23 protein-coding genes are annotated in these 23453 nt (G+C 66.5%); 7 read left to right on the plus strand and 16 right to left on the minus strand.

Annotated features, from left to right (window positions below; all coding sequences use genetic code 11):
- The 6 genes from AC04MI_RS00960 to sucC form a co-directional block, all read right to left on the minus strand.
- The coding region (locus AC04MI_RS00960) for an FHA domain-containing protein (protein WP_476496927.1) at positions 1 to 258 on the minus strand (258 nt) is incomplete at its 3' end.
- A 41-nt stretch (positions 259 to 299) separates the two neighbouring features.
- The gene (locus AC04MI_RS00965; protein WP_116748326.1) at positions 300 to 1088 is read right to left on the minus strand and encodes a Stp1/IreP family PP2C-type Ser/Thr phosphatase; all 789 of its coding nucleotides are present in this window, start codon (positions 1086 to 1088) and stop codon (positions 300 to 302) included.
- Positions 1089 to 1105: 17 nt separating this feature from the next.
- The gene (locus tag AC04MI_RS00970; RefSeq protein WP_436076754.1) at positions 1106 to 3739 is read right to left on the minus strand and encodes a CHASE2 domain-containing serine/threonine-protein kinase; all 2634 of its coding nucleotides are present in this window, start codon (positions 3737 to 3739) and stop codon (positions 1106 to 1108) included.
- A gap of 262 nt (positions 3740 to 4001) precedes the next feature.
- Positions 4002 to 4688 carry a TerC family protein gene (locus AC04MI_RS00975; RefSeq protein WP_056056608.1) on the minus strand — a complete coding sequence of 229 codons (687 nt, stop codon included), beginning with the start codon at positions 4686 to 4688 and terminating at the stop codon, positions 4002 to 4004.
- A 144-nt stretch (positions 4689 to 4832) separates the two neighbouring features.
- Complete coding sequence (gene sucD / locus AC04MI_RS00980) at positions 4833 to 5729, minus strand: succinate--CoA ligase subunit alpha (protein ID WP_056056609.1); 897 nt, start codon at positions 5727 to 5729, stop codon at positions 4833 to 4835.
- Between the two features lie 15 nt (positions 5730 to 5744).
- Positions 5745 to 6905 carry an ADP-forming succinate--CoA ligase subunit beta gene (gene sucC, locus AC04MI_RS00985; protein WP_121508197.1) on the minus strand — a complete coding sequence of 387 codons (1161 nt, stop codon included), beginning with the start codon at positions 6903 to 6905 and terminating at the stop codon, positions 5745 to 5747.
- Between the two features lie 206 nt (positions 6906 to 7111).
- Between sucC and argC the strand changes: the two genes are divergently transcribed.
- Positions 7112 to 8044: an N-acetyl-gamma-glutamyl-phosphate reductase gene (gene argC, locus AC04MI_RS00990; RefSeq protein WP_436076753.1), complete on the plus strand. Its 933-nt coding sequence runs from the start codon at positions 7112 to 7114 to the stop codon at positions 8042 to 8044.
- Between the two features lie 55 nt (positions 8045 to 8099).
- Here argC and recX read toward each other — a convergent pair whose 3' ends face one another.
- Positions 8100 to 8558 (minus strand): recombination regulator RecX, encoded by a 459-nt coding sequence (gene recX, locus AC04MI_RS00995; RefSeq protein WP_436076752.1) that lies wholly within the window; start codon positions 8556 to 8558, stop codon positions 8100 to 8102.
- Positions 8559 to 8642: 84 nt separating this feature from the next.
- Complete coding sequence (gene recA, locus AC04MI_RS01000) at positions 8643 to 9719, minus strand: recombinase RecA (RefSeq protein WP_056057577.1); 1077 nt, start codon at positions 9717 to 9719, stop codon at positions 8643 to 8645.
- Positions 9720 to 9859: 140 nt separating this feature from the next.
- Here recA and AC04MI_RS01005 point away from each other — a divergent pair, with 140 nt between their 5' ends.
- Positions 9860 to 10381 (plus strand): MarR family winged helix-turn-helix transcriptional regulator, encoded by a 522-nt coding sequence (locus AC04MI_RS01005; RefSeq protein ID WP_056742807.1) that lies wholly within the window; start codon positions 9860 to 9862, stop codon positions 10379 to 10381.
- On the opposite strand, the gene AC04MI_RS01010 is transcribed toward AC04MI_RS01005, so the two are convergent.
- Complete coding sequence (locus tag AC04MI_RS01010; RefSeq protein WP_056056616.1) at positions 10354 to 11301, minus strand: LysR substrate-binding domain-containing protein; 948 nt, start codon at positions 11299 to 11301, stop codon at positions 10354 to 10356. The two genes, AC04MI_RS01005 and AC04MI_RS01010, sit on opposite strands and share 28 nt — an antisense overlap.
- Before the next feature lie 107 nt (positions 11302 to 11408).
- On the opposite strand from AC04MI_RS01010, the gene AC04MI_RS01015 reads away from it, so the two are divergent.
- Both AC04MI_RS01015 and AC04MI_RS01020 read left to right on the plus strand, forming a co-directional pair.
- Positions 11409 to 12374, plus strand: coding sequence for a tripartite tricarboxylate transporter substrate binding protein BugE (locus tag AC04MI_RS01015; protein ID WP_056057580.1), 966 nt, complete (start codon positions 11409 to 11411; stop codon positions 12372 to 12374).
- Positions 12375 to 12539: 165 nt separating this feature from the next.
- Entirely contained in the window at positions 12540 to 13466 is a 927-nt protein-coding gene (locus tag AC04MI_RS01020) for an N-formylglutamate amidohydrolase (protein WP_436076751.1), read from the plus strand.
- Between the two features lie 24 nt (positions 13467 to 13490).
- On the opposite strand, the gene AC04MI_RS01025 is transcribed toward AC04MI_RS01020, so the two are convergent.
- From AC04MI_RS01025 to AC04MI_RS01035, 3 genes are all read right to left on the minus strand, one after another.
- Positions 13491 to 14702 carry a serine hydrolase domain-containing protein gene (locus AC04MI_RS01025; RefSeq protein WP_436076750.1) on the minus strand — a complete coding sequence of 404 codons (1212 nt, stop codon included), beginning with the start codon at positions 14700 to 14702 and terminating at the stop codon, positions 13491 to 13493.
- A gap of 100 nt (positions 14703 to 14802) precedes the next feature.
- Positions 14803 to 16215, minus strand: a complete 1413-nt coding sequence (locus tag AC04MI_RS01030) for a sensor histidine kinase (RefSeq protein WP_436076749.1) — start codon at positions 16213 to 16215, stop codon at positions 14803 to 14805.
- The gene (locus tag AC04MI_RS01035; protein ID WP_436076748.1) at positions 16212 to 16868 is read right to left on the minus strand and encodes a response regulator; all 657 of its coding nucleotides are present in this window, start codon (positions 16866 to 16868) and stop codon (positions 16212 to 16214) included. The genes AC04MI_RS01030 and AC04MI_RS01035 overlap by 4 nt, the downstream gene beginning before the upstream one ends.
- A 138-nt stretch (positions 16869 to 17006) precedes the next feature.
- Here AC04MI_RS01035 and AC04MI_RS01040 point away from each other — a divergent pair, with 138 nt between their 5' ends.
- The 3 genes from AC04MI_RS01040 (at position 17007) to AC04MI_RS01050 (ending at position 20369) form a co-directional block, all read left to right on the plus strand.
- Positions 17007 to 17681 (plus strand): response regulator, encoded by a 675-nt coding sequence (locus AC04MI_RS01040; protein WP_056056624.1) that lies wholly within the window; start codon positions 17007 to 17009, stop codon positions 17679 to 17681.
- Positions 17682 to 17761: 80 nt separating this feature from the next.
- Positions 17762 to 19213, plus strand: a complete 1452-nt coding sequence (locus AC04MI_RS01045; protein WP_015016304.1) for a sensor histidine kinase — start codon at positions 17762 to 17764, stop codon at positions 19211 to 19213.
- 151 nt (positions 19214 to 19364) lie between these two features.
- The gene (locus AC04MI_RS01050; protein WP_436076747.1) at positions 19365 to 20369 is read left to right on the plus strand and encodes an MBL fold metallo-hydrolase; all 1005 of its coding nucleotides are present in this window, start codon (positions 19365 to 19367) and stop codon (positions 20367 to 20369) included.
- Positions 20370 to 20400: 31 nt separating this feature from the next.
- On the opposite strand, the gene AC04MI_RS01055 is transcribed toward AC04MI_RS01050, so the two are convergent.
- From AC04MI_RS01055 to AC04MI_RS01070, 4 genes are read right to left on the minus strand one after another with little or no spacing between them, the layout of a single operon-like run.
- Positions 20401 to 21144, minus strand: a complete 744-nt coding sequence (locus tag AC04MI_RS01055) for a DUF6882 domain-containing protein (protein WP_121941373.1) — start codon at positions 21142 to 21144, stop codon at positions 20401 to 20403.
- A gap of 11 nt (positions 21145 to 21155) precedes the next feature.
- Positions 21156 to 21887: an SPOR domain-containing protein gene (locus AC04MI_RS01060; protein WP_436075952.1), complete on the minus strand. Its 732-nt coding sequence runs from the start codon at positions 21885 to 21887 to the stop codon at positions 21156 to 21158.
- A gap of 46 nt (positions 21888 to 21933) precedes the next feature.
- Positions 21934 to 22788, minus strand: a complete 855-nt coding sequence (locus AC04MI_RS01065) for a biotin--[acetyl-CoA-carboxylase] ligase (RefSeq protein WP_436075953.1) — start codon at positions 22786 to 22788, stop codon at positions 21934 to 21936.
- Positions 22785 to 23339: an SET domain-containing protein gene (locus AC04MI_RS01070; RefSeq protein ID WP_108500224.1), complete on the minus strand. Its 555-nt coding sequence runs from the start codon at positions 23337 to 23339 to the stop codon at positions 22785 to 22787. Before AC04MI_RS01070 ends, AC04MI_RS01065 begins: the two co-directional genes overlap by 4 nt.
- Positions 23340 to 23453 lie beyond the last annotated feature (114 nt).

The raw sequence follows: 23453 nt of genomic DNA on the forward strand, positions 1-23453 counted from the left end.
GCCCACTTCCACTGTATCGCCATTGCGCAACTCCTGGCGCTTGACGGCCTTGGCGTTCACATAAGTGCCGTTGGTGCTGCCCAGGTCTTCAATCTCCACATCCTGTCCCACCATGTGGAGCACGGCATGCTCACCGCTCACCGCAAGGTTGTCGATCACGATGTCGTTGTAGGGGCGCCGGCCCAGCGTGGTCCGCTCCTTGGTCAGCTGCACTTCCTTGATGACAACGCCGTCGATTGAAACGATCATTCTCGGCATGATCCACTCCTGATGTGATGAATTGTTGTAGTTCGGGCCGTTCAAGAGGCCCCTAGCAATCGGGACATGAGGCCACGCTTCTTGCCCCCAGCGGCAGCCTGCACCAGCAGCACGCTCACGTTATCACGACCGCCGTTGGCGTTGGCGGTGTCAATGAGCAGTGTCGCTTTTTCCTCCAAAGGCATGGGCGCCCGCACAAGCTCCGCCAGATCCGAATCGGACACCATGTCGGTGAGCCCATCGGAACAGAGTAGAAACAGATCATTCGGCGCCACCTGAAACTCGTTGACTTCCATCAGCACATTGGGCTCCACACCCAAGGCCCGAGTCACCAGATTGCGATTGGAAGACATGGCCGCCTGCTGCGCCGTCAGCAGCCCCGCATCGACCTGTTCCTGCAACCAGGAATGGTCGCGCGTGATTTGCTGCAAAGCACCATCACGCAGACGGTAACAGCGCGAATCGCCAATATGCCCCAAGATCAGGCGGCTGCCGTGGAACACTGCAACCACCAGCGTCGTACCCATGCCCGCGTACTGCGGATTGGAGAGAGACGCCCCCAGAATGGCGTGATTGGCGTTTTCCACGCAGATTTCCAGCGCCCGGCGCACGTCCGTGGACTGAGGACTCGCGCCGGCTTGGGCCAACCAGCGGGCCATTTCGGTACGGATAAAGGTGGTGGCCATGCCACTGGCCACTTCGCCCGCGTTGTAGCCGCCCATGCCATCGGCCAATATCGCGACCTGCGCATCGCGGTCGACGGCTACCGCGTCTTCGTTGTTGGAACGCACGCGGCCCTTGTCGGTCCGCGCAGTGAATTCGTAGGTCATGGATGTGGAGGCGTGCGTCATGGGGCGCCCGAAATCGGCGGGGCTGCCGCACCCCGCACAGCGGGGGGCTCCATCACGGTTTCCTGAAAATCCGCCATTTCTTGCCCTGTTGCATCGCGGTCCGCATCATAGACGACTGGTTCAGGGCTGAAGCGGGCATCGCCGGCCATGGCCTGCCGCAGATCCGCCGCGAACTGCCGCCCGGTCTGATAACGCGCCTCTGGCCGCTTTTGCAACGACAGCGCCACCACCCTGGCCACCGCGGCTGAGAGTTCGGGGCGCAGCTGGCGCACATCGGGAGCCTCCACGCTCGCGATCTTGTGCATCAGCTCGGTCATGGAAGCGCCCCGCAGCGGCAGCGTACCCGTCAACAACTGGAAGAGGGTGATGCCCAGCGAATAAAGGTCGGAGCGCCCATCGACTTTCTTTCCCGCCAGTTGCTCCGGAGACATGAAGCTGGGCGTCCCCAGAACCAGCCCCGTACGGGTCTTGCTCGAATCCGTGATGCGCGCAATACCGAAGTCCGTCACTTTGACCGCGTCTGTGCCACTGTCAAACATGATGTTGGCGGGCTTGATATCGCGGTGGACCACATTGTGGGCATGGGCATAGTCCAGCGCATCGGCCACCCTGGCTGCAATGGAGAGCACGGTGGGGACCGGCAGCAGCCGGTCCTGGCCACAGAAATGGGTCAGGTCCTGACCCTTGAGGAACTCCATGGCGATATAGGCCAAGTCATGCTCCTCACCGGCATCAAAAATAGTGACGATGTTCGGATGCTGTAATCGGCCTGCAGTTTCGGCTTCTCGGAAAAACCGTGCGCGCGCATCGATCAGGGCGTCACCTTCGAACTCCTGCCCCAAGGCCAGCGTCTTGATGGCTACGACGCGGCCGATCTTTGGATCGCGCCCCAGATACACCACTCCCATGGCGCCTTTGCCAATTTCACGATCAATCTGGTAGCGCCCCAACATGGGCACGCCGACACTCGCATCGCCTGGCAGGCGGGGCGCTGCAGCGCCGGCACCCGGCAAAGAGTCTGTGGCGCCCTGCGGAGCTTGCGCGCCACCTTGTGCCTGAGCCTTGGCACGCTTGTAGCGGCTGCGGGCGTCCTTGTAGTGCCAGTCATGGCGCAGGATATGTTCGTAGACCGTCTGCGCCTTGCCGAAGTGGCGCTTGCGCTCGAAATCCTCCGCCAGATGGTAGAGATTGTCCAGAAGCGCGTCGCTGGCAGGTACCTTGCGCAGGCGCTCAAAGGCCATATCCAGTTGTCCCTGGCCCTGCAGGGCCAAGCCCATCATGCGGTCCGCCTCGGCGGCTTCTGCGGAACGTCCGGAGGCGTCACTCAGCCGGCCACGGTGCAAAAGCACCACCACGGTGCTACCAGCCAATACAGCCAGCACTGGCAGCAACAACGGAACCCACAACCCCCCATAGCGCAAAAGGGTCCATTGGGCGATGACAACGGTGAGCGCGAGCGCCGCACCGACCCCCATCCCGACGGGGCGCGCCAAACGCGGCGCCAACAGCACCAGATACACCCCCCCCAGCGCCAACACCAGCCAAGCGACCGGACTAGCCCAGCCTGGCTCTATCACGCCCAGCCCGAGGCGAATGGATGACAAGGTTTGCGCCAAAACCTCCACCGGATAGGCAGCATGCTCCCCCAGCTGCGCCGCTGGGGCGCCCAGCTTCTCCGTCATTTCGCCCACCAACACGATCTTGCCCTGCAAGCTACCGGCGGCGACGGTTCCATCGAGCACGCTGGCAGCCGACAGAATACGGAAGGTGCCCGCTCCATCGCCAGCCACTTGCCAGCGGGGACGCAGCACGGCGCCTGCATTGGTGGCAACGTTCAGCCCTCCGAGCCGCAGCCCCGCAGGCGCATCGACCACGCGGATATCACCCAACCCCAGATGCAGGCTGTGTTGCGCCGCCAGCAACGCCAAGGACGGCACCCCCACGCTGTCGTAGCGAAGAAGCAGTGGAACCTGGCGCACACGCCCATCCAGGTCAGCCTCTGCATACAAGTGCCCCACCCCAGCCGCCACCGCGCCCAACGACGGGATGGGGTGCTGCGCCGACTGCATCGGGGTTGCAGCAGCACCCGGGTCGGGCAACGTGCTGCGACGCACGTACGATGGCAGGGGCGCAGCAGCCCCGCCACTTTCATAACGCGAAGCCAGGAGTACGTTGCCCGCCCGCTGCATGGCGGCTGCCAGAAGCGCATCGCCGTCGAGTACAGCTTCTGCCTCACCCACCACACGGCCGAGCTCGGCCGTCAGTGCGGTTCCCTCAGGCGCAACGGCAAGGGTTTCGCGGATTTTCCTCACGTAACCCAGGCCCCTGTCGTTCTGGGGCTGTGTGAGCGGGGGGGTGTAAACAACGGTTTGGGCGCCAGCCGCTGATAGGCGATCGACCAGGCGCGCGTGGATGTCACGCGACCAGGGCCATGGCCCCAGAGCGGCCAAGCTGGCATCGTCGATGCCCACAATCACCACGTCGGCCAACGGGGCGGGGGACGAGGTGCGGATGGCGGCGTCGTAGAGCTTGTGTTCGAGTGACAACGATGCACCCGTGACCGCACACAGGCCCGCTACGGCCAGTGCCACCAATCCGCCCCAAAAGCCATCGGTACGCCATCCATCCATCCGCCGCGCCGAGGTTTTTCGTCCCACTTGCTGTTATTCCACTCAGTATTGAGTGGGTTTGAAGCAATAACTGCGCCCATGCAGTCCAAGGGCCTTAGGACGTTGATAAGAGGAGATTTGGAGCGAATGGGCAGCGAGGGTGGAGTTGCGTGCCGTTCTTGTCACGCAACCCCGGGATGGGACGCCAGCGCCATGCCATTTTTGTCACTCGCGGGCCTCAAAGAGGGGTTGCACCTCCGTGCGAGCCCCCGGGTTGCAACCCTCAGGTCGCGGATGCGCTGTTGGATCCCTTGCGCCAGAACTTGCCCACGCCCACCACCAGCGCGGCGCCCAGTGCGGCCGCTACATAATGCAACGCTGGGTGCGCCACTGCGTAGTCATGCAAGATGGCATCGCTGGCGATGGTTTCTCCACCCACCCAGCCGATCAGCGCGGCGCCGAGCACCACGATGACAGGGAAACGCTCCATGAGCTTGATCATGAGGGTGCTGCCGAAAATCACCAGCGGGATACTGATGGCCAAGCCCAACACCAGCAGCACCACGTTGCCCTGGGCCGCAGCCGCCACAGCGATCACGTTGTCCAGGCTCATCACCAAGTCGGCGATGAGGATGGTGCGGACGGCGGCCATCAGGCTGCCATAGGTTTTGGACTCGCCCTCGTCCTCCTCATCGTCGCTGAGCAGCTGAAAGCCGATCCACAGCAGCAGACAACCGCCCACGATCTGCAGGAACGACAGCTCTAGCAGCTTGGCAGCCACAACGGTCAGCAAAATCCGCAAGACCACGGCAGCGCCAGAGCCCCAGAACACGGCTTTCTTTTGCTGATGGGGGGGAAGGGACCGGGCTGCCAGCGCGATGACCACCGCGTTATCGCCCGAAAGAATGATGTTGATCCAGACGATCTTCACCAGGCCGATCCAAAAATCGGCGCTTTGCAGAAACTCCATGACTGACTCCACTGTTATGAATGCAAGAAGCGCCCGGAACCTGGGTTCCGAGCGCTTCTCTTTTTGTAGGAGCCGCCAGTCTAGCGGTCTGTGCCGCGCACCGCGTCCGTAATTGTGCTTACGGACGGGACAGCGACAGCCTGCTTACTTCAGCTGGGCCTTGAGCAACTTGCCCAGTTCCGAAGGGTTGCGGGTGATGATGAAGCCCGACTCTTCCATGATGGCCAGCTTGGCATCGGCCGTATCGGCGCCGCCAGAGATCAGCGCGCCAGCGTGGCCCATGCGCTTGCCGGGAGGGGCGGTCACGCCAGCGATGAAGCCCACGATAGGCTTCTTCATGTTGGCCTTGCACCACTGGGCGGCTTCGGCTTCGTCCGGACCGCCGATTTCGCCAATCATGATCACGGCGTCGGTGTCTGGATCGTCGTTGAAAGCCTTCATCACGTCGATGTGCTTGAGGCCGTTGATGGGGTCGCCACCAATGCCCACGGCGCTCGATTGACCCAGACCGACTTCGGTCAGCATGGCCACGGCTTCGTACGTCAGCGTGCCCGAGCGGGACACCACGCCGATACGGCCCTTGCGGTGGATGTGGCCGGGCATGATGCCGATCTTGATTTCGTCAGGCGTGATCAGGCCAGGGCAGTTGGGGCCCAGCAGCAGCGTCTTCTTGCCGCCAGCGGCTTCCTTGGCCTTCATCTTGTTGCGCACCATCAGCATGTCCTTGACGGGAATGCCTTCGGTGATGCAGATGGCCATGTCCAGGTCGGCTTCGACAGCTTCCCAGATCGCGTCAGCGGCGCCTGCGGGCGGCACATAGATCACCGACACGGTGGCACCGGTCTGCTGGGCGGCTTCCTTGACGGAGGCGTAGATCGGGATGTTGAAGATCGACTCGCCCGCCTTCTTGGGGTTCACGCCCGCCACGAAGCAGTTCTTGCCATTCGCGTATTCCTGGCACTTTTCGGTGTGGAACTGGCCAGTCTTGCCCGTGATGCCCTGGGTGATGACCTTGGTGTCTTTGTTGATGTAGATCGACATGTGTGTTCTCCGGGCTTACTTGACGGCAGCAACGATCTTGGTCGCAGCTTCGGCCATGGTGTCTGCGGCAATGATGGGCAGGCCAGACTCGGCCAGCATCTTCTTGCCGAGCTCTTCGTTCGTGCCCTTCATGCGCACGACCAGCGGCACGTTCAGGTTCACGGCCTTGCAAGCTGTGATCACGCCGGTGGCGATGGTGTCGCACTTCATGATGCCGCCGAAGATGTTGACCAGAATGCCTTCGACCTTGGGGTTCTTCAGCATGATCTTGAAGGCTTCAGTCACCTTCTCGGGGGTAGCACCGCCGCCCACGTCCAGGAAGTTGGCCGGCTCGCCGCCGAACAGCTTGATGGTGTCCATGGTGGCCATGGCCAGGCCGGCGCCGTTCACCAGGCAGCCGATGTTGCCATCGAGGCTGATGTAGGCCAGGTCGAACTTGGAGGCTTCCACTTCGGCTGGATCCTCTTCGTCCAGATCACGGAAGGCCACGATTTCGGGGTGGCGGAACAGCGCGTTGGCGTCAAAGTTGAACTTCGCGTCCAGGGCCATCAGGTTGCCCTTGGAGTCGCAGTTCAGGGGGTTGATTTCCACCAGCGACGCGTCGGTGTCCATGTAGCACTTGTAGATCTTGGCGAAGATGTCTACTGCTTGGTCGATGGAAGCGCCGGTCAGGCCGATGGCTGCTGCCACCTTGCGGCTCTGCGCTTCAGTGATGCCGGTCAGCGGGTCGATCATCTCGGTGATGATCTTCTCGGGCGTGGAGTGGGCCACTTCCTCGATGTCCATGCCGCCTTCGCTCGAAGCGATCAGGGCGACCTTCTGCGTGGCGCGGTCGGTGACCAGCGAGACGTACAGCTCATTCTTGATGTCGGCGCCGTCTTCGATGTACAGACGGCGGACCTTCTGGCCCTCAGCGCCGGTCTGGTGGGTGACCAGCTGCATGCCCAGGATTTCGCTGGCGCGTGCTTTCACGTCGTCGATGGTCTTGGCAACCTTCACGCCGCCGCCCTTGCCACGGCCACCGGCGTGGATCTGGGCCTTGACCACCCACACGGGGCCGCCGAGCTTCTGGGCTGCTTCCACGGCTTCTTGCACCGTGAATGCGGGAATGCCACGCGGAACGGGCACACCAAAATTGCGCAAGATTTCCTTGCCTTGGTATTCGTGAATCTTCATGAGGTCTCTCTCAGGGAAGGGTGGTAGTTACCCGTTTACCATGAACAGATGTCTGGCCGCGGGCTTGGGACATGGCAACCCGCGACTGTATCATGCTGCAACGCACCATCCTTGTGCCTGACTTACACCCTGGGCTGGCCTGATAGCCTTCTCATCCCCCCTTTTCTATCCGGCAGACGCTGCCACCTTTTTGCAGGAGCACCTCCATGTCCAAAGTCTTTATTGATGGCGAAGCCGGTACCACAGGCCTGCAGATCCGCGAGCGCCTGCAGGCCATGCCGCAGATCGAGCTGGTCAGCATTACGCCTGAGCTGCGCAAAGACCCGGCCGCCAAGCGCGACCTGATCGCGGGGGTGGATCTGGTGGTGCTGTGCCTGCACGACGACGCTGCGCGCGACACCGTGGCGATGGTGGACGAGATCGAGCGCAGCTCGGGCCGCAAGGTCAAGGTGATCGATGCCAGCACGGCGCACCGCACTGCCAATGGTTGGGTGTACGGGTTTCCGGAACTCGCGGCAGCACAGACACAAGCGGTGCGCGACGCCACCCGCGTCTCCAATCCCGGCTGCTACGCCACGGGCGCGATTGCCATGCTGCGCCCGCTGGTCGATGCAGGCCTGATCCCGGCGGACTACCCTTTGAGCCTGCCTTCGGTCTCGGGCTACTCCGGCGGCGGCCGCACCATGATCGAAGCCTACGAGGCGGGCACCGCAGCGCCGTATGAGGCCTATGCGCTGGGCCTGTCGCACAAGCACATCCCCGAAATCTTGCGCTACACCGGGCTCACACGCCGCCCGGTGTTCATCCCTGCGGTGGGCAACTTCCGCCAGGGCATGCTGGTGCAGTTGCCGCTGCACCTGGACCTGCTGCCCGGAGCCCCCAAGGCAAGCGACCTGCACGACGTGCTGGCCAGCCACTACAGCCGCACCAACACGCCAGAACAATGGGTCAGCGTGCTGCCCCCCACCGACGATTTGAAGCTGGCCGCCGACACGCTGACCGACACCAACAAGCTGGAGCTGCGCGTGTTTGCCAACGAGCAGTACCGGCAGGCCGTGGTCATCGCGCGCCTGGACAACCTGGGCAAGGGCGCGAGTGGCGCTGCAGTGCAGAACCTGCAATTGATGCTGGGCGTGTAAACACCTCAGAGCGCATCAGGAAGCGGGGCCGATGCCCCGCTTGTTGGCGTTGTGGTCAGCCCTCGTCAGACGCATCGGCGCCCAGCACCGCGCGCCGCGCCACATCGCCTGAGAACCCCCGCACCAGCAAAAACCGCATCTGCTTGGCGCGGGTTTGCGGATCTGCGGCGGGCTCGCCAAACTTGCGGCGCCACACCGCGCGGGCACGCTCCAGTTCGCTGCCCTGCAGCTGGGCCACTGCTTGCTGCACAGCCTCTGCCCCCAGCCCCTTGGACTGCAGCTCCTGCCGGATGCGCGATGCACCCAGACGCTCTGCGCGCCGGTGCAACACCGACTCCACCACCCTGGCCTCGCTGATGAAGTCCTTGGCCTGCAGGTCGTCCAGCACAGCCCCCAGGTCTTCGCCCTCCTGCACATGCGGCGCGAGCTTGCGTTGCAGCTCGGCGCGCGAATGCTCCCGCTGGCTCAGCAGCCGCAGCGCACGGCCCTTGAGCGAGAGCGCAGTGAATCCCATGACTGATCCAAAGCTATAGTTTTAATAGCTGCAAGCGCATATGAAATGTGCACCTGCAGGCTATTTGCCTTCAAAAACCGGAAATCACTCGTCCGCAGCCGCTGCTGGGGCCTGCAGTGCGCCAGGCAGCAGCGCAATGCCCAGGCCTTCGCGCACCTTGTTCTCGATCTCGCGGGCCAGGTCGGGGTTTTCGCGCAAAAACTCGCGGGCGTTGTCACGGCCCTGGCCGATCTTTTCGCCGTTGTAGGCGTACCAGGCACCGCTCTTTTCCACGATCTTGGCCGTCACGCCCATGTCGATGATCTCGCCCTCGCGGCTGATGCCTTCACCGAACAGGATGTCGAACTCGGCCGTCTTGAAGGGCGGGCTCACCTTGTTCTTGACCACCTTGACCTTGGTCTCGTTGCCGATGGCTTCGTCGCCCTTCTTGATCGTGCCGGTGCGACGGATGTCGAGGCGCACCGACGCGTAGAACTTGAGCGCATTGCCGCCGGTCGTCGTTTCGGGCGAGCCGAACATCACGCCGATCTTCATACGGATTTGGTTGATGAAGATGACCATGCAGTTGGTCTTCTTGATCGTGGCGGTGAGCTTGCGCAGCGCCTGGCTCATCAGGCGGGCTTGCAGACCGGGCAGGGCGTCGCCCATCTCGCCTTCGATTTCGGCCTTGGGCGTGAGCGCAGCCACCGAGTCCACCACGATCAGGTCCACGGCGCCGGAGCGCACCAGGCTGTCCACGATTTCCAGCGCCTGCTCGCCGGTGTCGGGCTGGCTGATCAGCAGGTCGGACAGCTGCACACCCAGCTTCTGGGCGTACTGCACATCCAGGGCGTGCTCTGCATCGACAAACGCGCAGGTGCCGCCTTGCTTTTGCATTTCGGCAATCACCTGCAGCGTGAGCGTGGTCTTGCCCGACGATTCCGGGCCATAGATTTCGACCACACGGCCACGGGGCAGGCCACCCACGCCCAGCGCGATATCGAGGCCCAGCGAGCCGGTGGAGACGACCTGGATGTCCTCGATCACCTCGCCTTCACCCAGGCGCATGATCGTGCCCTTGCCGAATTGCTTCTCGATCTGGGCGAGCGCGGCGGCCAGGGCCTTGGCCTTTTCCGTGTTCACGGGCAATGCGGGGTTGGTGCCTTTGACTGCGACGTCCATGAGAAACTCCTTGAAAAACAACAGGTTGGATGCTTGCATCGCTCTGCGGTTAATCACAGGCTGGATGCTTGAACAGTAGTTTATGCGAGCAATGAAATCCAGATAAAGCGATTTTTAGTCAGTTTGCCTGACAATATCGCATGGCCGATTTTTCTCCAGCCGCCCCCCTTGCCACGCCCGCCCCGGGACCTGACGACCGCTGGCGCCAGACCCACCTGGGCCGCCTGATGGGCAGCGCCCTGCGCCGCTTCGACGCTCGGGTGCTGCAGCTCATGGCGCGCAATGTGGAGGTGCCGCTGGCGCTGTCCAACCTGGCGGCACGCGACCAGGTGACGGCTGCACACGTGCACATCACCCGGCACCTGGCCTTGCAGGGCGACCGGTTGACCGATCTGGCCCAGCGCGCGGGCATGACCAAGCAGGCCATGGCCAACCTGGTGGACCAGTGCGAGGCATGGGGGCTGGTCACTCGCGAGGCCGACCCGCTGGATGCGCGGGCGCGCCGCGTGTGCTTCACGCCCACCGGCCTGGCGTGGCTGCAGGCGTTCCGGGACGCCGTGGCGCAGGCCGAGGCGGAGTTCCGCGCCGAGGTGGGCCATGACGTGGCCACCGTGGTGGCCATTGGGCTGGAGGCCTATGCGGGCGGCGATACGGGTGCCTGAGCCCCCATCGGCTCGGCGCACGCCAGCAGCCATTCCCTGAAGCACTGCAGCGCGTGCAGCTGCGTGCGGCCTTCGGGGTAGCAGAACCAGTAGCCCACATCACTCCGGTAACCGCCGCGCAGGTCGGCATCGGGCAGGGGCTCGCGCACCAGGCCTGCCGTGATTTCATCCTGCACCAGGCAACGCGGCACCAGCGCCAGTCCCATGCCCGCCATCACGGCGCGGATCATGGTCTGGAACTGGTCGAACTGCGGCCCGGCCAGCGGGTCGATGAGGCCCTCCACCCCGTGCGTCTCGCTCCAGCGCAACCACGCCTCGGGCACGGTCACGTGGCGCAGAAGCGTGTAGCGGGCCACATCGCGCGGGGTGTGGATGGGCCAGTCGGCCACCTTGGTGCGGGGGGCGATCAGCGCCACCTCGTTGCCCGTGATGTGATGGGCGTGCGCGCCGGGCCAGTGGCCGTCGCCGAACAGGATGGCGCAGTCCAGCTCGGGGCGGGTGAAGTCGTAGCTGTGCACATAGGGCACAAAGTGCAGCGTGATTTGCGGGTGCTGCTGCTGGAACTGCGGCAGGCGTGGGATGAGCCATTTGGCCGCAAACGTGGGCAGGCTGGACAGGTGCAGCGCCCCGCCACCGTCATCGCTGGTGATCAGCTCCAGCGTGGCGGCCTCCAGCTGCGCCAGCACGCCACGCACCGCCTTTTCGTAGCGCTCGCCGGCGGGGGTGAGCGCCAGGCGCTTGCGGCTGCGTTCGAACAGCGGCACGCCCACCCAGGTCTCCAGTTCCTTGACCTGTTTGCTGACCGCGCTTTGGGTGAGGTGCAGGGCCTCGGCCGCGCGGGACACCCCGCCGAACCGCGTCACCGTGGAAAAAGCCCGCAGCAGGTGAACGGGTGGCGAGAGGCGGCGAAGGGATGACATAGTAAGTAATCAAATCATTCCAAATAGGAATGTTATCAGGCATATCCATTGCTTGGTAGAGCGCATTGAATCCTTTAACCTCAATGCAACCCATAGGAGAAACGCCCATGCAACGCCGTCACCTGCTCTCAGCACTGGCCGCCGTATCTTTCGCTCCCGGAATGTCTTTGGCGCAAGAGGGCAAGCCCCTGCGCATCATCGTTCCGTTCCCGCCCGGGGGCGCCACGGACATCACGGCCCGCAGCCTGCAAGAGTCGCTGGCGCGCATCCTCAAGCAGCCCGTGGTGCTGGAAAACCGGGGCGGCGCAGGCGGCTCCATCGGCATGGCCGAAGTCGCCCGCGCGCCAGCAGACGGCCTCACCCTGGGCGTGGCCACGCTGTCCACCCATGGCGTGAACCCCGCCGTGTACACCAAGCTGCCCTACCACCCGACCAAGGACTTCATCGGCGTGACCGAGATCGTCAAGGCCCCGGGCGTCATCGTGATCAACCCGGCCGTGGTGCCCGTCAAGGACTTTGCGGAGCTGGTGAAGTACCTCAAGGCCAACCCCGGCAAGGTGTCCTACGCCACCCCCGGCAACGGCACCATCGGCCACATGTGGGGCGAGCTGTTCAAGAGCAGCACCGGCACCTCCATGGTGCACATCCCCTACCGTGGTGCAGGTCCGGCCATCAACGACGTGCTGGCGGGCCAGGTGGCGGTGTACTTTGACCAGGTGGCTTCGTCGCTCCCGCACGTCAAATCGGGCAAGCTCAAGGCGCTGGCGGTGTCGTGGCCCGAGCGGCTGGATGTGTTGCCCGATGTGCCCACCTACGCCGAACTGGGCTACAAGCAGGCCAACGAGCCTTCATGGTTTGGCCTGGTGGCCCCTGCGGGCACGCCCCCGGCGGCGGCAGAGCGCATCCAGCAAGCCGTCGCCCAGGCCCTGAAGGAGCCCGCCGTGCGCGAGCGCCTGGCGGGACAGGGCCTCTACCCCTCGGGCACCACACCCAAGGAATTCACGGCCCAGATCGCCAGCGAGATCGACAAAATGAAGCGCGTGGCGGCCTACGCCAAGGTGGTGCTCGACTGACCTGATTTCCCCGGGCCCTGGGCCCCGGGGACGGCCACAGCTGGGATGGTGAGACAACGCAGGCACGCCTGCTTCCCGGGCCTGCTCAAGGTCTCAGGGATAACCATAGTCACATCCCGGTCTGGGCGGCTAGGCCAGCCGCCCTCCTTTGCGCACACTCTGCCTATGCATGCAGCCTTGAAACTGATCCACCACCGCTTCCAGCAGGCCCAGCCCGGCGTCACCGGCTCGCCGGGGCTTGCCACACAACCCGCCACCGTCACTGCGGTGCCCGGCAGCACACCGCTGGTGCTCGACTCCCCCCACAGCGGCACCCGGTACCCCGACGACTTTGGTTCCGCCCTAGACCTCGCCACGCTGCGCCGGGCCGAAGACACGCACGTCGAAAAGATCTACGCCTTTGCCCCCGCGCTCGGCGTGGCCTGGGTCGAGGCCCACTTCCCCCGCATCTACCTGGACGCCAACCGCGACACGACCGAGCTGGACACCAGCCTGCTCGACGGCGACTGGCCCGACCCCATCTCCACCGATCCCAAGGTGCTCAGCAAGGTGCGCCTGGGCAAGGGGCTGATCTGGAAGTTCACCGACCAGGGCGAACCCATCTACCAGCGCCAGCTCACCGTGGCCGAGGTGCGTGCGCGCATCGACCGCTGCTGGCGCCCGTACCACGCCGCCGTGGCCCAGGCCATCGATGCCGCCCATGCGCGCCACGGCTACAGCATCCACCTCAACTGCCACTCCATGCCCGCCGTGGCCGGGCGCTTTGCCACCGAGTTTCCGGGGCTGGAGCATGCCGACTTTGTGGTGGGCGACCGCGATGGCACCACCGCCAGCCCGGCGCTGTCGGCACTGATCTGCGAGCACCTGCGCGCATGCGGCTATAGCGTCGAATACAACCACCCCTACAAGGGCGTGGAGCTGGTGCGCCGCTACGGCAACCCCGCGCAGCACCGCCACAGCATCCAGGTCGAGATCAACCGCAAGCTCTACATGGACGAGCAGACGCTCGCCCAGATGCCTGAGGGCATGGCGCGGCTGCAGGCGGACCTCAAGACCCTGGTGCAGAGGCTGCTGGCACACGATCAGCGCTGAGCACCCGACGCAGGCCCGGCGGGCTCAGGCCACCAGCGTGGAGACCCCTTCGTAGAGCAGGCCCATGCTGTCCGCCGTGGCGATATTGCTGTGGGCCAGGCCCGCGCGCGAACCATCGAGTGCGACCACCGACAGCGCCTGAAAGCCCGCGTCCTGCCCGTTGTGCAGCAACCAGCCCGTGCCGTGCACCGCATGCACCAGCCAACCCAGGCCATAGCGGCCTGCGGGGGCATGCCCCAGGTCCTGCAGGCCCTTCACATAGCTGCGGGGCAAGGGGGTGGCGTCGCCGCGCAATGCCTGCAGGTGCCACTGCAGCCACCGCGCGTCCTCCTCCACCGTCAGGCTCACGGCGCCTGCCGGGTCCAGGACCTCCAGCCACACACGTTCCGGCGCCTCGGCCAGGGGCAGGGGCTGCAGCCGCCCGTCCAGGATTTCATGCCCGGCGGGCTGCTGGCTACCGGCACGCATCGGTTCTCCCACAAAGAGCGAAAGGCCCAGGGGCTGGGCCACGCGCTGGCGCAGCAGATCCGCCCACCCCAGGCCCGTGGCCGCGCGCAGCATGCGGGCCGCCAGCGCATAGCCTGCGTTGGAGTAGGCAAAGCCCGGGTCTGCGCCCGTGCCGCGAACGGGCGGCTGGCGCAGCAGCCACTGCAGGAAGAACGCCTCTGCCTCCGCAGGTTGCTGCAAGCGCGCCAGCACCTCAGGGCCCACTGCATTCACGAACAGGTCCACGTCTTCGATGGCTGAAAAACCCATCACCCCGGCGCGATGGTCCAGCAGGTCGCGCAGCGTGATCTGCTGATAGGCGGGCAGGGCGCTCTGCGCCAGCTCGGGCAAGGTCTGGGCCAGCGTGCTGTCCCAGCGCAGCAGGCCCTGGTCCACCACGCTCGCGGCCGCGCAGGCCGTCATGGCCTTGCTGTTGGAGCCGATGGCCATCAGGTCGCCGGTGGCCAGGGGCGCATTGCCACCCAGGCGGCGCAGCCCCGCGACGGCTGTGCGGACCTGGCGCGGGTCCGCCCACCCGGCGGCAGCGCCCACCACACCCTGCTTCACCAGCGCTTGGGCCAGGGTCTGCACCCGCTTGTGGGCTTCGCGGGGACCGTCGTCGTCGCCACCGCCGCAGGCGGTGAGCACGCCGCCTAGCGTGGACAGGCCTGCGGCGGCCAGCCAGTGGCGCCGCGAGAGAAGGGGGGCGCTGCGCGCCGTGGAAGGGGTAACAAGGTGGGTAGGGTTCATGGCATCTCGTGAAGTGAAGAAGATGCCGGGATTGTTGAAACGCGAACCTTGGGCGAACCCAAAGATCTGCGCTGGGCGTGGAGCTGCCGGGTGCGGATTGTCAGCCCGCCACCGGCCAGCGCAGCGTGAAGCCTACGCCCCGTCCGTACAGCCCCGGCCCCAGGCGGACCTGCCCGCCCAGGTGGCCGATGGCCTGCTGCGCAATGGTGAGCCCCAGGCCCGATCCGCTGCTGCGCGCGCGTGGCGAGCGCCAGAAACGCTCGAACACCCGGTCCTGCTCACCGGCCGCTATGCCCGGGCCGTCGTCGGCAATCCAGACCACCACGTCGCCGCCCTCCTGCCGCACCCGCAACTGCACCTCGCGCCCCGCGCCCGGGCCGCAGCCGTGCTTGAGCGCGTTGTCCAGCACATTGCCCAGGGCGGACCAGAGCAGCTGGCGGTCCAACGGCAGCTTCAGGGTGTCCGGCCCGTCGAGCGACAGCTCCACGCCCAGGCCCTCAGCCCAGCCCGCGCGCTCGGCCAGGCAGTCCTGCAGCAGCGCCATCAGGTCCTGTGGCGCGGTGGGGTGCTGCGCGGGGGCCTCCTCCAGTGCCGCCAGCGTGAGCAGCTGTTCGCTCAGGTGCGCGGCGCGCTGCACGGCGCGCGTCAGCGCCTCGCTGGCTTGCGCGCGTGCGGGGCCTTCGGGGGCTTGCGCCAGCACATGGGCCTGGGTGGCGATGACGGCCATGGGCGTGCGCAGTTCGTGGGCCGCGTCGTGCACCAGGGCCTTTTCGCGCGCCAGGTGGGCCCGCAGGCGGGCCAGCAACTGGTCGAACGACTGGGCCAGGCCGTGCAGCTCGCGCTGGGGCGGAAGGTGCTGCAGCGGCCGCAGGTCGTTGGCCGAGCGCGCGGCGATCTGGGCATCCAGCCGCGCCAGCGGGCGCAGCCCGGTGCGCACGGCCAGCCACAGCGGCAGGCCCACCAGCGGCAGCGCCAGCAGCACCGAGGCCGCCAGGTCTTCGCCCATGAAGCCCAGCAGCCGCGCATCGGCCAGGCGGGGCTCGGCCACCACCACGCGCCAGGGGCCCGTGCTTTCCCAGGCCACCCAATGGGGTGTGCCGGCCACGTCCATCGCGGCATGGCCCGCGTCGCCTGCCAGCACCACCGCGCGCACACCGGCCGTGCTGCTATGCAGAAGCTGGCCTGTGCGGTCCTGCAGCTGCAGCAGCACCGAGGTGCCCTGCAGCAGGTCCACATCGGCGCGCATGGCGTTGAGGGTGTGGGCCATGCCGTGCACCAGCGCGCGGGCCTCGGCGGGTTGCTCCAGCGTGGCCAGCGCCCCTGCCAGCCCCTGCGCGAGCTGGCGCACGCCGGGGTTGGTGTCCATGGCGCGGTAGTGGGTGATGGCCGCCTGGCCCAGCAGCACCAGCCACACCAACGCCATGGCCGCGAGCAGCGCCAGCAGGGTGCGGCGCATGAGGCTCGGGCCCCACCAGCCGCGTGGGGGCGCGGGGGTTTCGGTAGGTGGTGTCATGGCTGCAGCCGGTAGCCCACGCCACGCACCGTGACCACGCGCTCTGCGCCGATCTTCTTGCGCAGGTTGGAGATATGCACCTCCAGTGTGGCGGCGTCCAGCGCGTCGCCCAGGGGTTCGAGCCGCTGGGCAAGCACGTTCTTGGCCACCACCTTGCCGGGTTCGCGCGCCAGCTCCACCAGCAGCCGGAACTCGCGCGGTGACAGCGCCAGGGGCTCGTCGCCCAGCCAGGCCTCGTGCCGCCGGGGCGCCACGCGCAGCGCGCCCAGCGTCCACTCCTCGCTGGCCTGGCGGGCACTGCGCCGCAGCACGGCGTGCAAGCGCGACAGCAGCTCGGGCACATCGAAGGGCTTGAGCACGTAGTCGTCGGCACCGCCGTCCAGGCCGTCAAGCCGGTCCTGCAAGGCGGTGCGGGCTGTGATCACGATCACCGGCAGGCTGAGGCCCGCGCGGCGCCAGCGACGCAGCAACGCCATGCCCTGGCCGTCGGGCAGGGTCAGGTCCAGCAGCACGGCGGCGACCTCGTTGGCGTCGGGCAGGGGCGGCGTGGCGGCCACGCTGCGCAGCCATTGCACCGTGAAGCCGCCCTGCTGCAGGGCTTGCAGCAGGGCCTGGCCCAGGTCCAGATCGTCTTCGATGAGCAGGATGTGCATGGCCGCCATTTTCCGTGTCCCAAGCTTGCAGCCAGCCAAAGGCGCCGGACAGGGAGCTGGCGCCTAAAATCCTCGCACAGGCAGACAATGACGACACAGGCCCGCCCACGGGCCGCACCACCCAAGGAGACAGTCCGCATGCGCATCCTCATTGCCGAAGACGACCAGGTGCTGGCCGATGGCCTGCTGCGCACGCTGCGTGCCTCGGGCGCCGTGGTGGACCATGTCGCCAGCGGCAGCGAGGCCGACGCGGCGCTCATGACCAACAACGAGTTCGACCTGCTCATCCTGGACCTGGGCCTGCCCAAGATGCATGGGCTGGAGGTGCTGAAAAAGCTGCGCGGCCGGGGCTCCGCCCTGCCGGTGCTCATCCTCACCGCCGCAGACAGCGTGGAAGAACGCGTGAAGGGCCTGGACTTTGGCGCCGACGACTACATGGCCAAGCCCTTCAGCCTGCAAGAGCTCGAAGCCCGCGTGCGTGCCCTCACGCGCCGGGGCATGGGCGGCACCAGCAGCGCCATCAAGCACGGCCCGCTGGTGTACGACCAGGCCGGCCGCGTGGCCACCATCGACGGCAAGATGATCGAGCTGTCCGCCCGCGAACTGGGCCTGCTGGAAGTGCTGCTGCAGCGCGCCGGCCGCCTGGTGAGCAAGGAGCAGCTGGTGGAGCGCCTGTGCGAGTGGGGCGAGGAGGTGAGCAACAACGCCATCGAGGTCTACATCCACCGCTTGCGCAAGAAGATCGAAGGCGGGCCCATCCGCATCGCCACCGTGCGCGGCCTGGGCTACTGCCTTGAGAAGATCCCCAATTAACTATCAAAACGATAGCAGCTTGTGCATATGAATCTGGCGCTATCGGGTGTTTTGGCTTCAAAAATGCCACGGCGGCCGCTGTGAAGATCTTCCAGCGCGAGCAGCGCTCCCTGTTTGGCGAAATCCTGGACTGGATGCTCACGCCGCTGCTGCTGCTGTGGCCTGTGAGCCTGGCGCTGACCTGGCTGGTGGCGCAGGGCCTGGCCAACAAGCCGTTTGACCGGGCGCTGGAGTACAACGCCCACGCCCTCGCCCAACTGGTGAGCGTGGTGGGCGACAAGGCCCAGTTCAACCTGCCCCAGCCCGCCAGCGAGATCCTGCGCGCCGACGACTCCGACATCGTGTACTACCAGGTCATCGGCCCGGGCGGCGAGTTCCTCTCGGGCGAGCGCGAACTGCCCGAGCCCCCGAGCGACGAGGTGCCCCTGTCGGGCGAGGTGCGGCTGCGCGATGCCGAGATGCGCGGCATCGACATCCGCGTGGCCTACATCTGGGTGCGCCTGCCGCTGAAAGACACGCCGGTGGCGCTGGTCCAGGTGGCCGAGACGCGCGAAAAACGCAGCGTGCTGGCCACCGAAATCATCAAGGGCGTGATGCTGCCGCAGTTCGTCATCCTGCCGCTGGCCGTGCTGCTGGTGTGGCTGGCGCTGGCGCGGGGCATCCAGCCGCTCAACCAGCTGGAGCAGCGCATCCGCGCGCGCAACCCCGACGACCTCTCGCCACTGGACGACCGCACCGTGCCTCTCGAAGTGGCGCCGCTGGTGTCGTCCGTCAACGACCTGCTCACGCGGCTGAACGATTCGCTGGCCACGCAAAAGCGCTTTCTGGCCGATGCAGCCCACCAGCTCAAGACCCCGCTGGCGGGCCTGCGCATGCAGGCCGACCTGGCACAGCGCGAAGGCACCAGCACCGAAGAGCTCAAGCGCTCGCTGCAGCAGATCGGGCGCTCCAGCATCCGCGCCACTCACACCGTCAACCAACTGCTGGCGCTGGCGCGGGCCGAGGGCAGCGGCGTGGGCATTGCCCGCCAGCCCTGCGACCTGGCGCGCCTGGTGATCGAGGTGGTGCGCGACTCGGTGCCCCGTGCGCTCGACAAGCACATCGACCTGGGCTACGACGGCGCCGAGCCTGGATCGCCGGGCGTGCTGATCGACGGCAACCCCACACTGCTCAAGGAGCTGGTGCGCAACCTGGTGGACAACGCCATCAACTACACGCCCTCCACGCCCGACAAGCCCGGCGTGGTCACTGCCCGCGTGCTGGCCGACACCTTCGGCCATGTGCTGCTGCTGCAGGTCGAGGACTCCGGCCCCGGCGTGCCCGAGGCCGAGCGCGAGCTGGTGTTCCAGCCGTTCTACCGCGCCCTGGGCAGCGAGGCCGACGGCTCCGGCCTGGGCCTGCCCATCGTGCTCGAGATTGCCAGCAAGCACGATGCCGAGGTCACGCTCGAAGACGCACGCCCTGGCCAGACTCCGCCCGGCGCACGCTTCAGCGTGCGTTTTGCGGCGCGGGACGTGGTGGCGGGCAGCTGACACCGTGGCGGGCCCTGCCGCTGGCGTGGCAGAGGACAAGGCCACCACGCCGCAGGGTTGATGCGCCGGCAACCCGCCACAGCACCGGGCATCCGGCATCATGCGGCCTCGTAGCCTGGCCCGATCTTTTTGCACGGACGCAGCCCCCGCCATGACCTCACCGCCCCGCCGCTTTGCCAACACGCACCCTGACGTGGTGATCGGCAACTTCCCCTGGTACGAAATGGTCTGGCGCTCGCTGCGCGGCGATTTCAAGCCGCGCAGCGAGCCTGCGGGCGGCTACGGGGCCTTTGCCCGGCAGTGGACGCAGCCCGTGGACCCCGCGCGCCTGGCACAGCGCCAGCAGGTGCCCGTGATCACCTGGCTGGGCCATGTCTCCATGCTGCTGCAGGTGGCGGGCCTCAACGTGCTGATCGACCCCACGCTGTGCGATTTTGCGGGCCCCCTGGGCCGCTTTGGTGCCCCGCGCCGTGTGCCTGCGCCCCTGGCGCCCGAGGACCTGCCGCCCATTGACGTGGTGCTGATCTCGCACAACCACTACGACCACCTGTGCTACGGCACCTTGCGCCGCCTGCGCGACGCGGGCCAGTCGCCCCGCTTCGTGGTACCGCTGGGGCTGGCCGACTGGTTCACACAGCGGGGCATGGGCCCGGTCACCGCGCTGAACTGGTGGGAGCACGCCGACATCGCCCCCGGCGTGCGCGTGGTGTTCACGCCGTCGCAGCACTGGAGCCGCCGCACCCCGTGGGATACGAATGCCTCGCTGTGGGGTGGGTACCTGCTGGAATGGTCGCGCCCGCAGGCGGCTGCGCCCTGGCGCTTTCTGTTCCCGGGCGACACGGGCTACAGCGACGACTTCAAGGCCATCCGCCAGCGCCTGGGGCCGGTGGACTTTCTCGCATTGCCCATCGGCGCCTATCTGCCCCGCGACTTCATGAAGCCCATGCACGTGAAACCCGAGGACGCCGTGCAGCTCATGCTGGACGTGGAAGCCAGGCAGGCCATGGGTGTGCACTGGGGCACGTTCATGCTGACGCAGGAGGCCTTCGACCACCCGCCGCGCGACCTGGCCGCCGCGCTCGCGCAGCGTGGCCTGCCGCTGGACCGCGTCTGGCTCATGCGGCAGGGCGAGACGCGCGCCATACCGTTGCCATAGCGCTGCACCGGGGTTGGCGCAGCAACCGTGCTCACGCCACGCGCTGCACCGACATCAGGGCCATGTACAAAAAGCCCCGGCCCGTGGGCACGCGGTACACGCCCTGGGCGCCCAGCACCTGCGCGGCCACGCCCGACAGCTCCCAGCCATCGGTGGCATCGCCCTTCCACAGCGGCACCGTGAGGTGCAGGAAGCCTTGGGTTTCGCCCCACTCCCGCACCGCAGCGATGCGCGACACCACCGGGGCCTCGTTGTGGAAATTGGCCCAGGCCCACAGCCAGGTGCCGCTGGCCTCCGACACGGAGCCGATGAACTCGATGTCAGCCACCAGACGGGGCACACCGCCGTCTGAAAAGGTCAAGGTGCCTGCCGCCTGGTCGTAGTCCCAGCGTTCAAAGTGCGAGATGCCGTGGTCCTGCTCCAGTGCGCGCTGCTTGTCCCGCAGCGCATGGTGCCCCTGTGTCACCGCATCGATCCAGGCGGCTTCGGCATCACCGTCCAAGGCCTCCACGCTGCGTGCCATGGCGTCCTGGTAGCAGTGGTGGCACAGGATCTGGAGGTCCAGGCAGTCCGCATTGTGTTCGTTCCACTCGCCGCCTGTCTTGAGCAGCTCGGTATGGCAGCTCGCACACCAGGCGTCCGGGTAAGGGGTGTCTGGCGACGGTGCATCGCAAAACCAGCGCTGCACCGGGTGGCGGCACAGATGACCACACACGTAGGTGGGTGCGGCCTCTCCGTGCTCGCCGCACTGGATGGATGTCGGCTCTTCGTTCATGGTGAAGGTGCTCAGCCGCAGGTACGCAGCGTCTTGCCCGCCATGGCCGTGCGCAGCACATCCAGCTGTGCCCGCAGCGCGTCGTTCACGGCGGACAGGCGCAGCGTGAAGCCGGGGGATTCGGCGCGCTCCTGGATCACGCGCGCCGTGCGCACGCCTTTGTTGCCAAGGTTGGCCAGCTCGCGCTCGGCCGCCTCTTTCGATGCGAAGCGGCCCAGCGACAAGCCCAGTTCAAGCGTGCCCCCGGCACGGTCGTGGTCCACCTTGCGGGCGCGCAACTCGGCACGTTTGCGGTCCAGTGTTTCCACGTCGTCAAAGCGCCCCATGTAGACCATCCAGCGGCCCGGCACAGGCGTGGGCTCCAGCGTCCAGCTGCCTGAGGGCAAGCCAGCAGCCGCCGTGCGCAGCACTTCGGCCTGGCGGTCGTCGAAGACGCCGGCCTGCAGGCACTCGGCAGATTCTGCGGGGGCCGGGGCAGCCGGTGTGGAGGCGGGGGTGGGGGAGTCGTTGGCGGCGGTGGCCTGGGATGGGGAAGTAGAGGTGGGGGCGGGGGGCGCAGCAGAGGAGGTCTTGCTGGGGTTGACCTTCAGGATCTGCAGCGTCTCGGGCCGGATCTGCTGGTTCATGCGCTGGGGCTCGGACTGCTCTTGCGGCGCATAGCCAAACTGGCGCAGCAGCCCTTGAGACCACGCGTAATAGCCCGCGTTGGCCAGCAGCAGCACGATCACGGCAAGACGGAGCATGGGGCGCGGCCTTTCAAGAACACTCGCATCGGAAGAGGAAGCTGTCTCACACCGGTGGCACCGCCGCCGGCCGGACGCTGATTTCAGAACTGGTGATGGCCTGCATGCCACCGGCCGTGTGCACCAGCAGCGCGCCATCATCGCCCACGCCATGCGCGGTGCCGGTGTGGCCGTCGCTCAGCGTCACCGCGCGGCCCTGCAGCACATCACGTGCCGCAAAGCGTGGCTGCATGGGCGCAAACCCATAGCCCGCAAACGACTGCAGCATGGCCACCAGCGGCGGCACGATGCGCAGCAGGGCGGTGGGTGCGTCCAGGCCCGGCTCCACCTCCTGCAGGCTGCCGGGGCGCATGCTCATGCCCTCGGGGCTGCGCGGCAGCACGTTGATGCCAATGCCCACCACCACATAGCGCGCGGTGCTGGTGCTGGCCTGCGAAGCCACAGCCTGGGGTGCCACAAAACTGGCCGTCTCCACCAGGATCCCACCCAGCTTGCGGTCGCCCGCAGCGCCGCCAAGCCACAGGTCGTTGGGCCACTTGAGCCCCACACGCGCAGGCTGCCCCGCCCCCAGCGCAGGCAGTACGGGCTGCAGGCTTTCAGCCACGCTCACCCCCACGGCGAGCGACAGGCCGGACCAGTCCTGGGGGGCCAGCGGCAGTCCCAAGGACATCATGAGAGAAGCCCCCACATCGCTTTGCCACACCCGCCCCAGCCGCCCGCGCCCGGCAGTCTGCTGCTCGGCCACCAGCAAGGTGGGCTCGCACTGGCCGTTGCGCGCACGGCGCATCAATTCGGTGTTGGTGGAGTCGATGGTGGGCAGCACCTCGACAGTAAAGCCCGGTAACAGCGGTGACACCGCTTCCCAGACGGCCTCGGCAGGCCAGCGGATGGGGGCGTTCATCGCCGGGCCTTTTTGGCGGCCTTGGCGGACGGTTTGGACGGCGGCAGCGGCACGGGAGGTGCCCAGCCGCGCTTGGGCGCGAGCAGCGTCCCCCGGCAGTTGGGGCTGCCACACCAGCAGGGGTATTCGGCCTTGAGCTTCGGGGTATAGCGCTCTTCAATGATCAGGCCGTAGTCGTAGTTCAGCTCTTCGCCCGCCTGGATGTTGCGCAGCGCGGTGATGAAAATGCGGCCGTCCCGCTCGTCGGCGTAGCAGTTGGGGTTGCAGCTGTGGTTGATCCAGCGCGACGAATTGCCACCGAACTTTGCGTCGATCACATGGTCTTCATCCACATGGAAGTAGAACGTGTGGTTGGGCTGCAAGGGGTCGTGCGGGTGCCGGTCCTGCGCCTCCTGCCAGCCGATCACTTCACCCGTGTATTCGACAAGGACTTCGCCCTCTGCAATATCCTGCACGGCAAAAACGCCCTTGCCGTGCACACCCGAACGCCGGGTCTGGATGCGACGGCCCTGCGCGGGGGTCGGGGTTGCAGGCGGTGCGGTGCGGGGCATGGCAAAAACTCTGTTAACTTGAATATGCACACATGCGCGTGCGCGTGTACGCGTGAGGCAACGAATTGTAGAAGCGACCGGCCGGATGCCGGACAGCCAGACTGGCGAGAAACC

It is taken from the genome of Acidovorax sp. LjRoot204 (genome assembly GCF_056175785.1).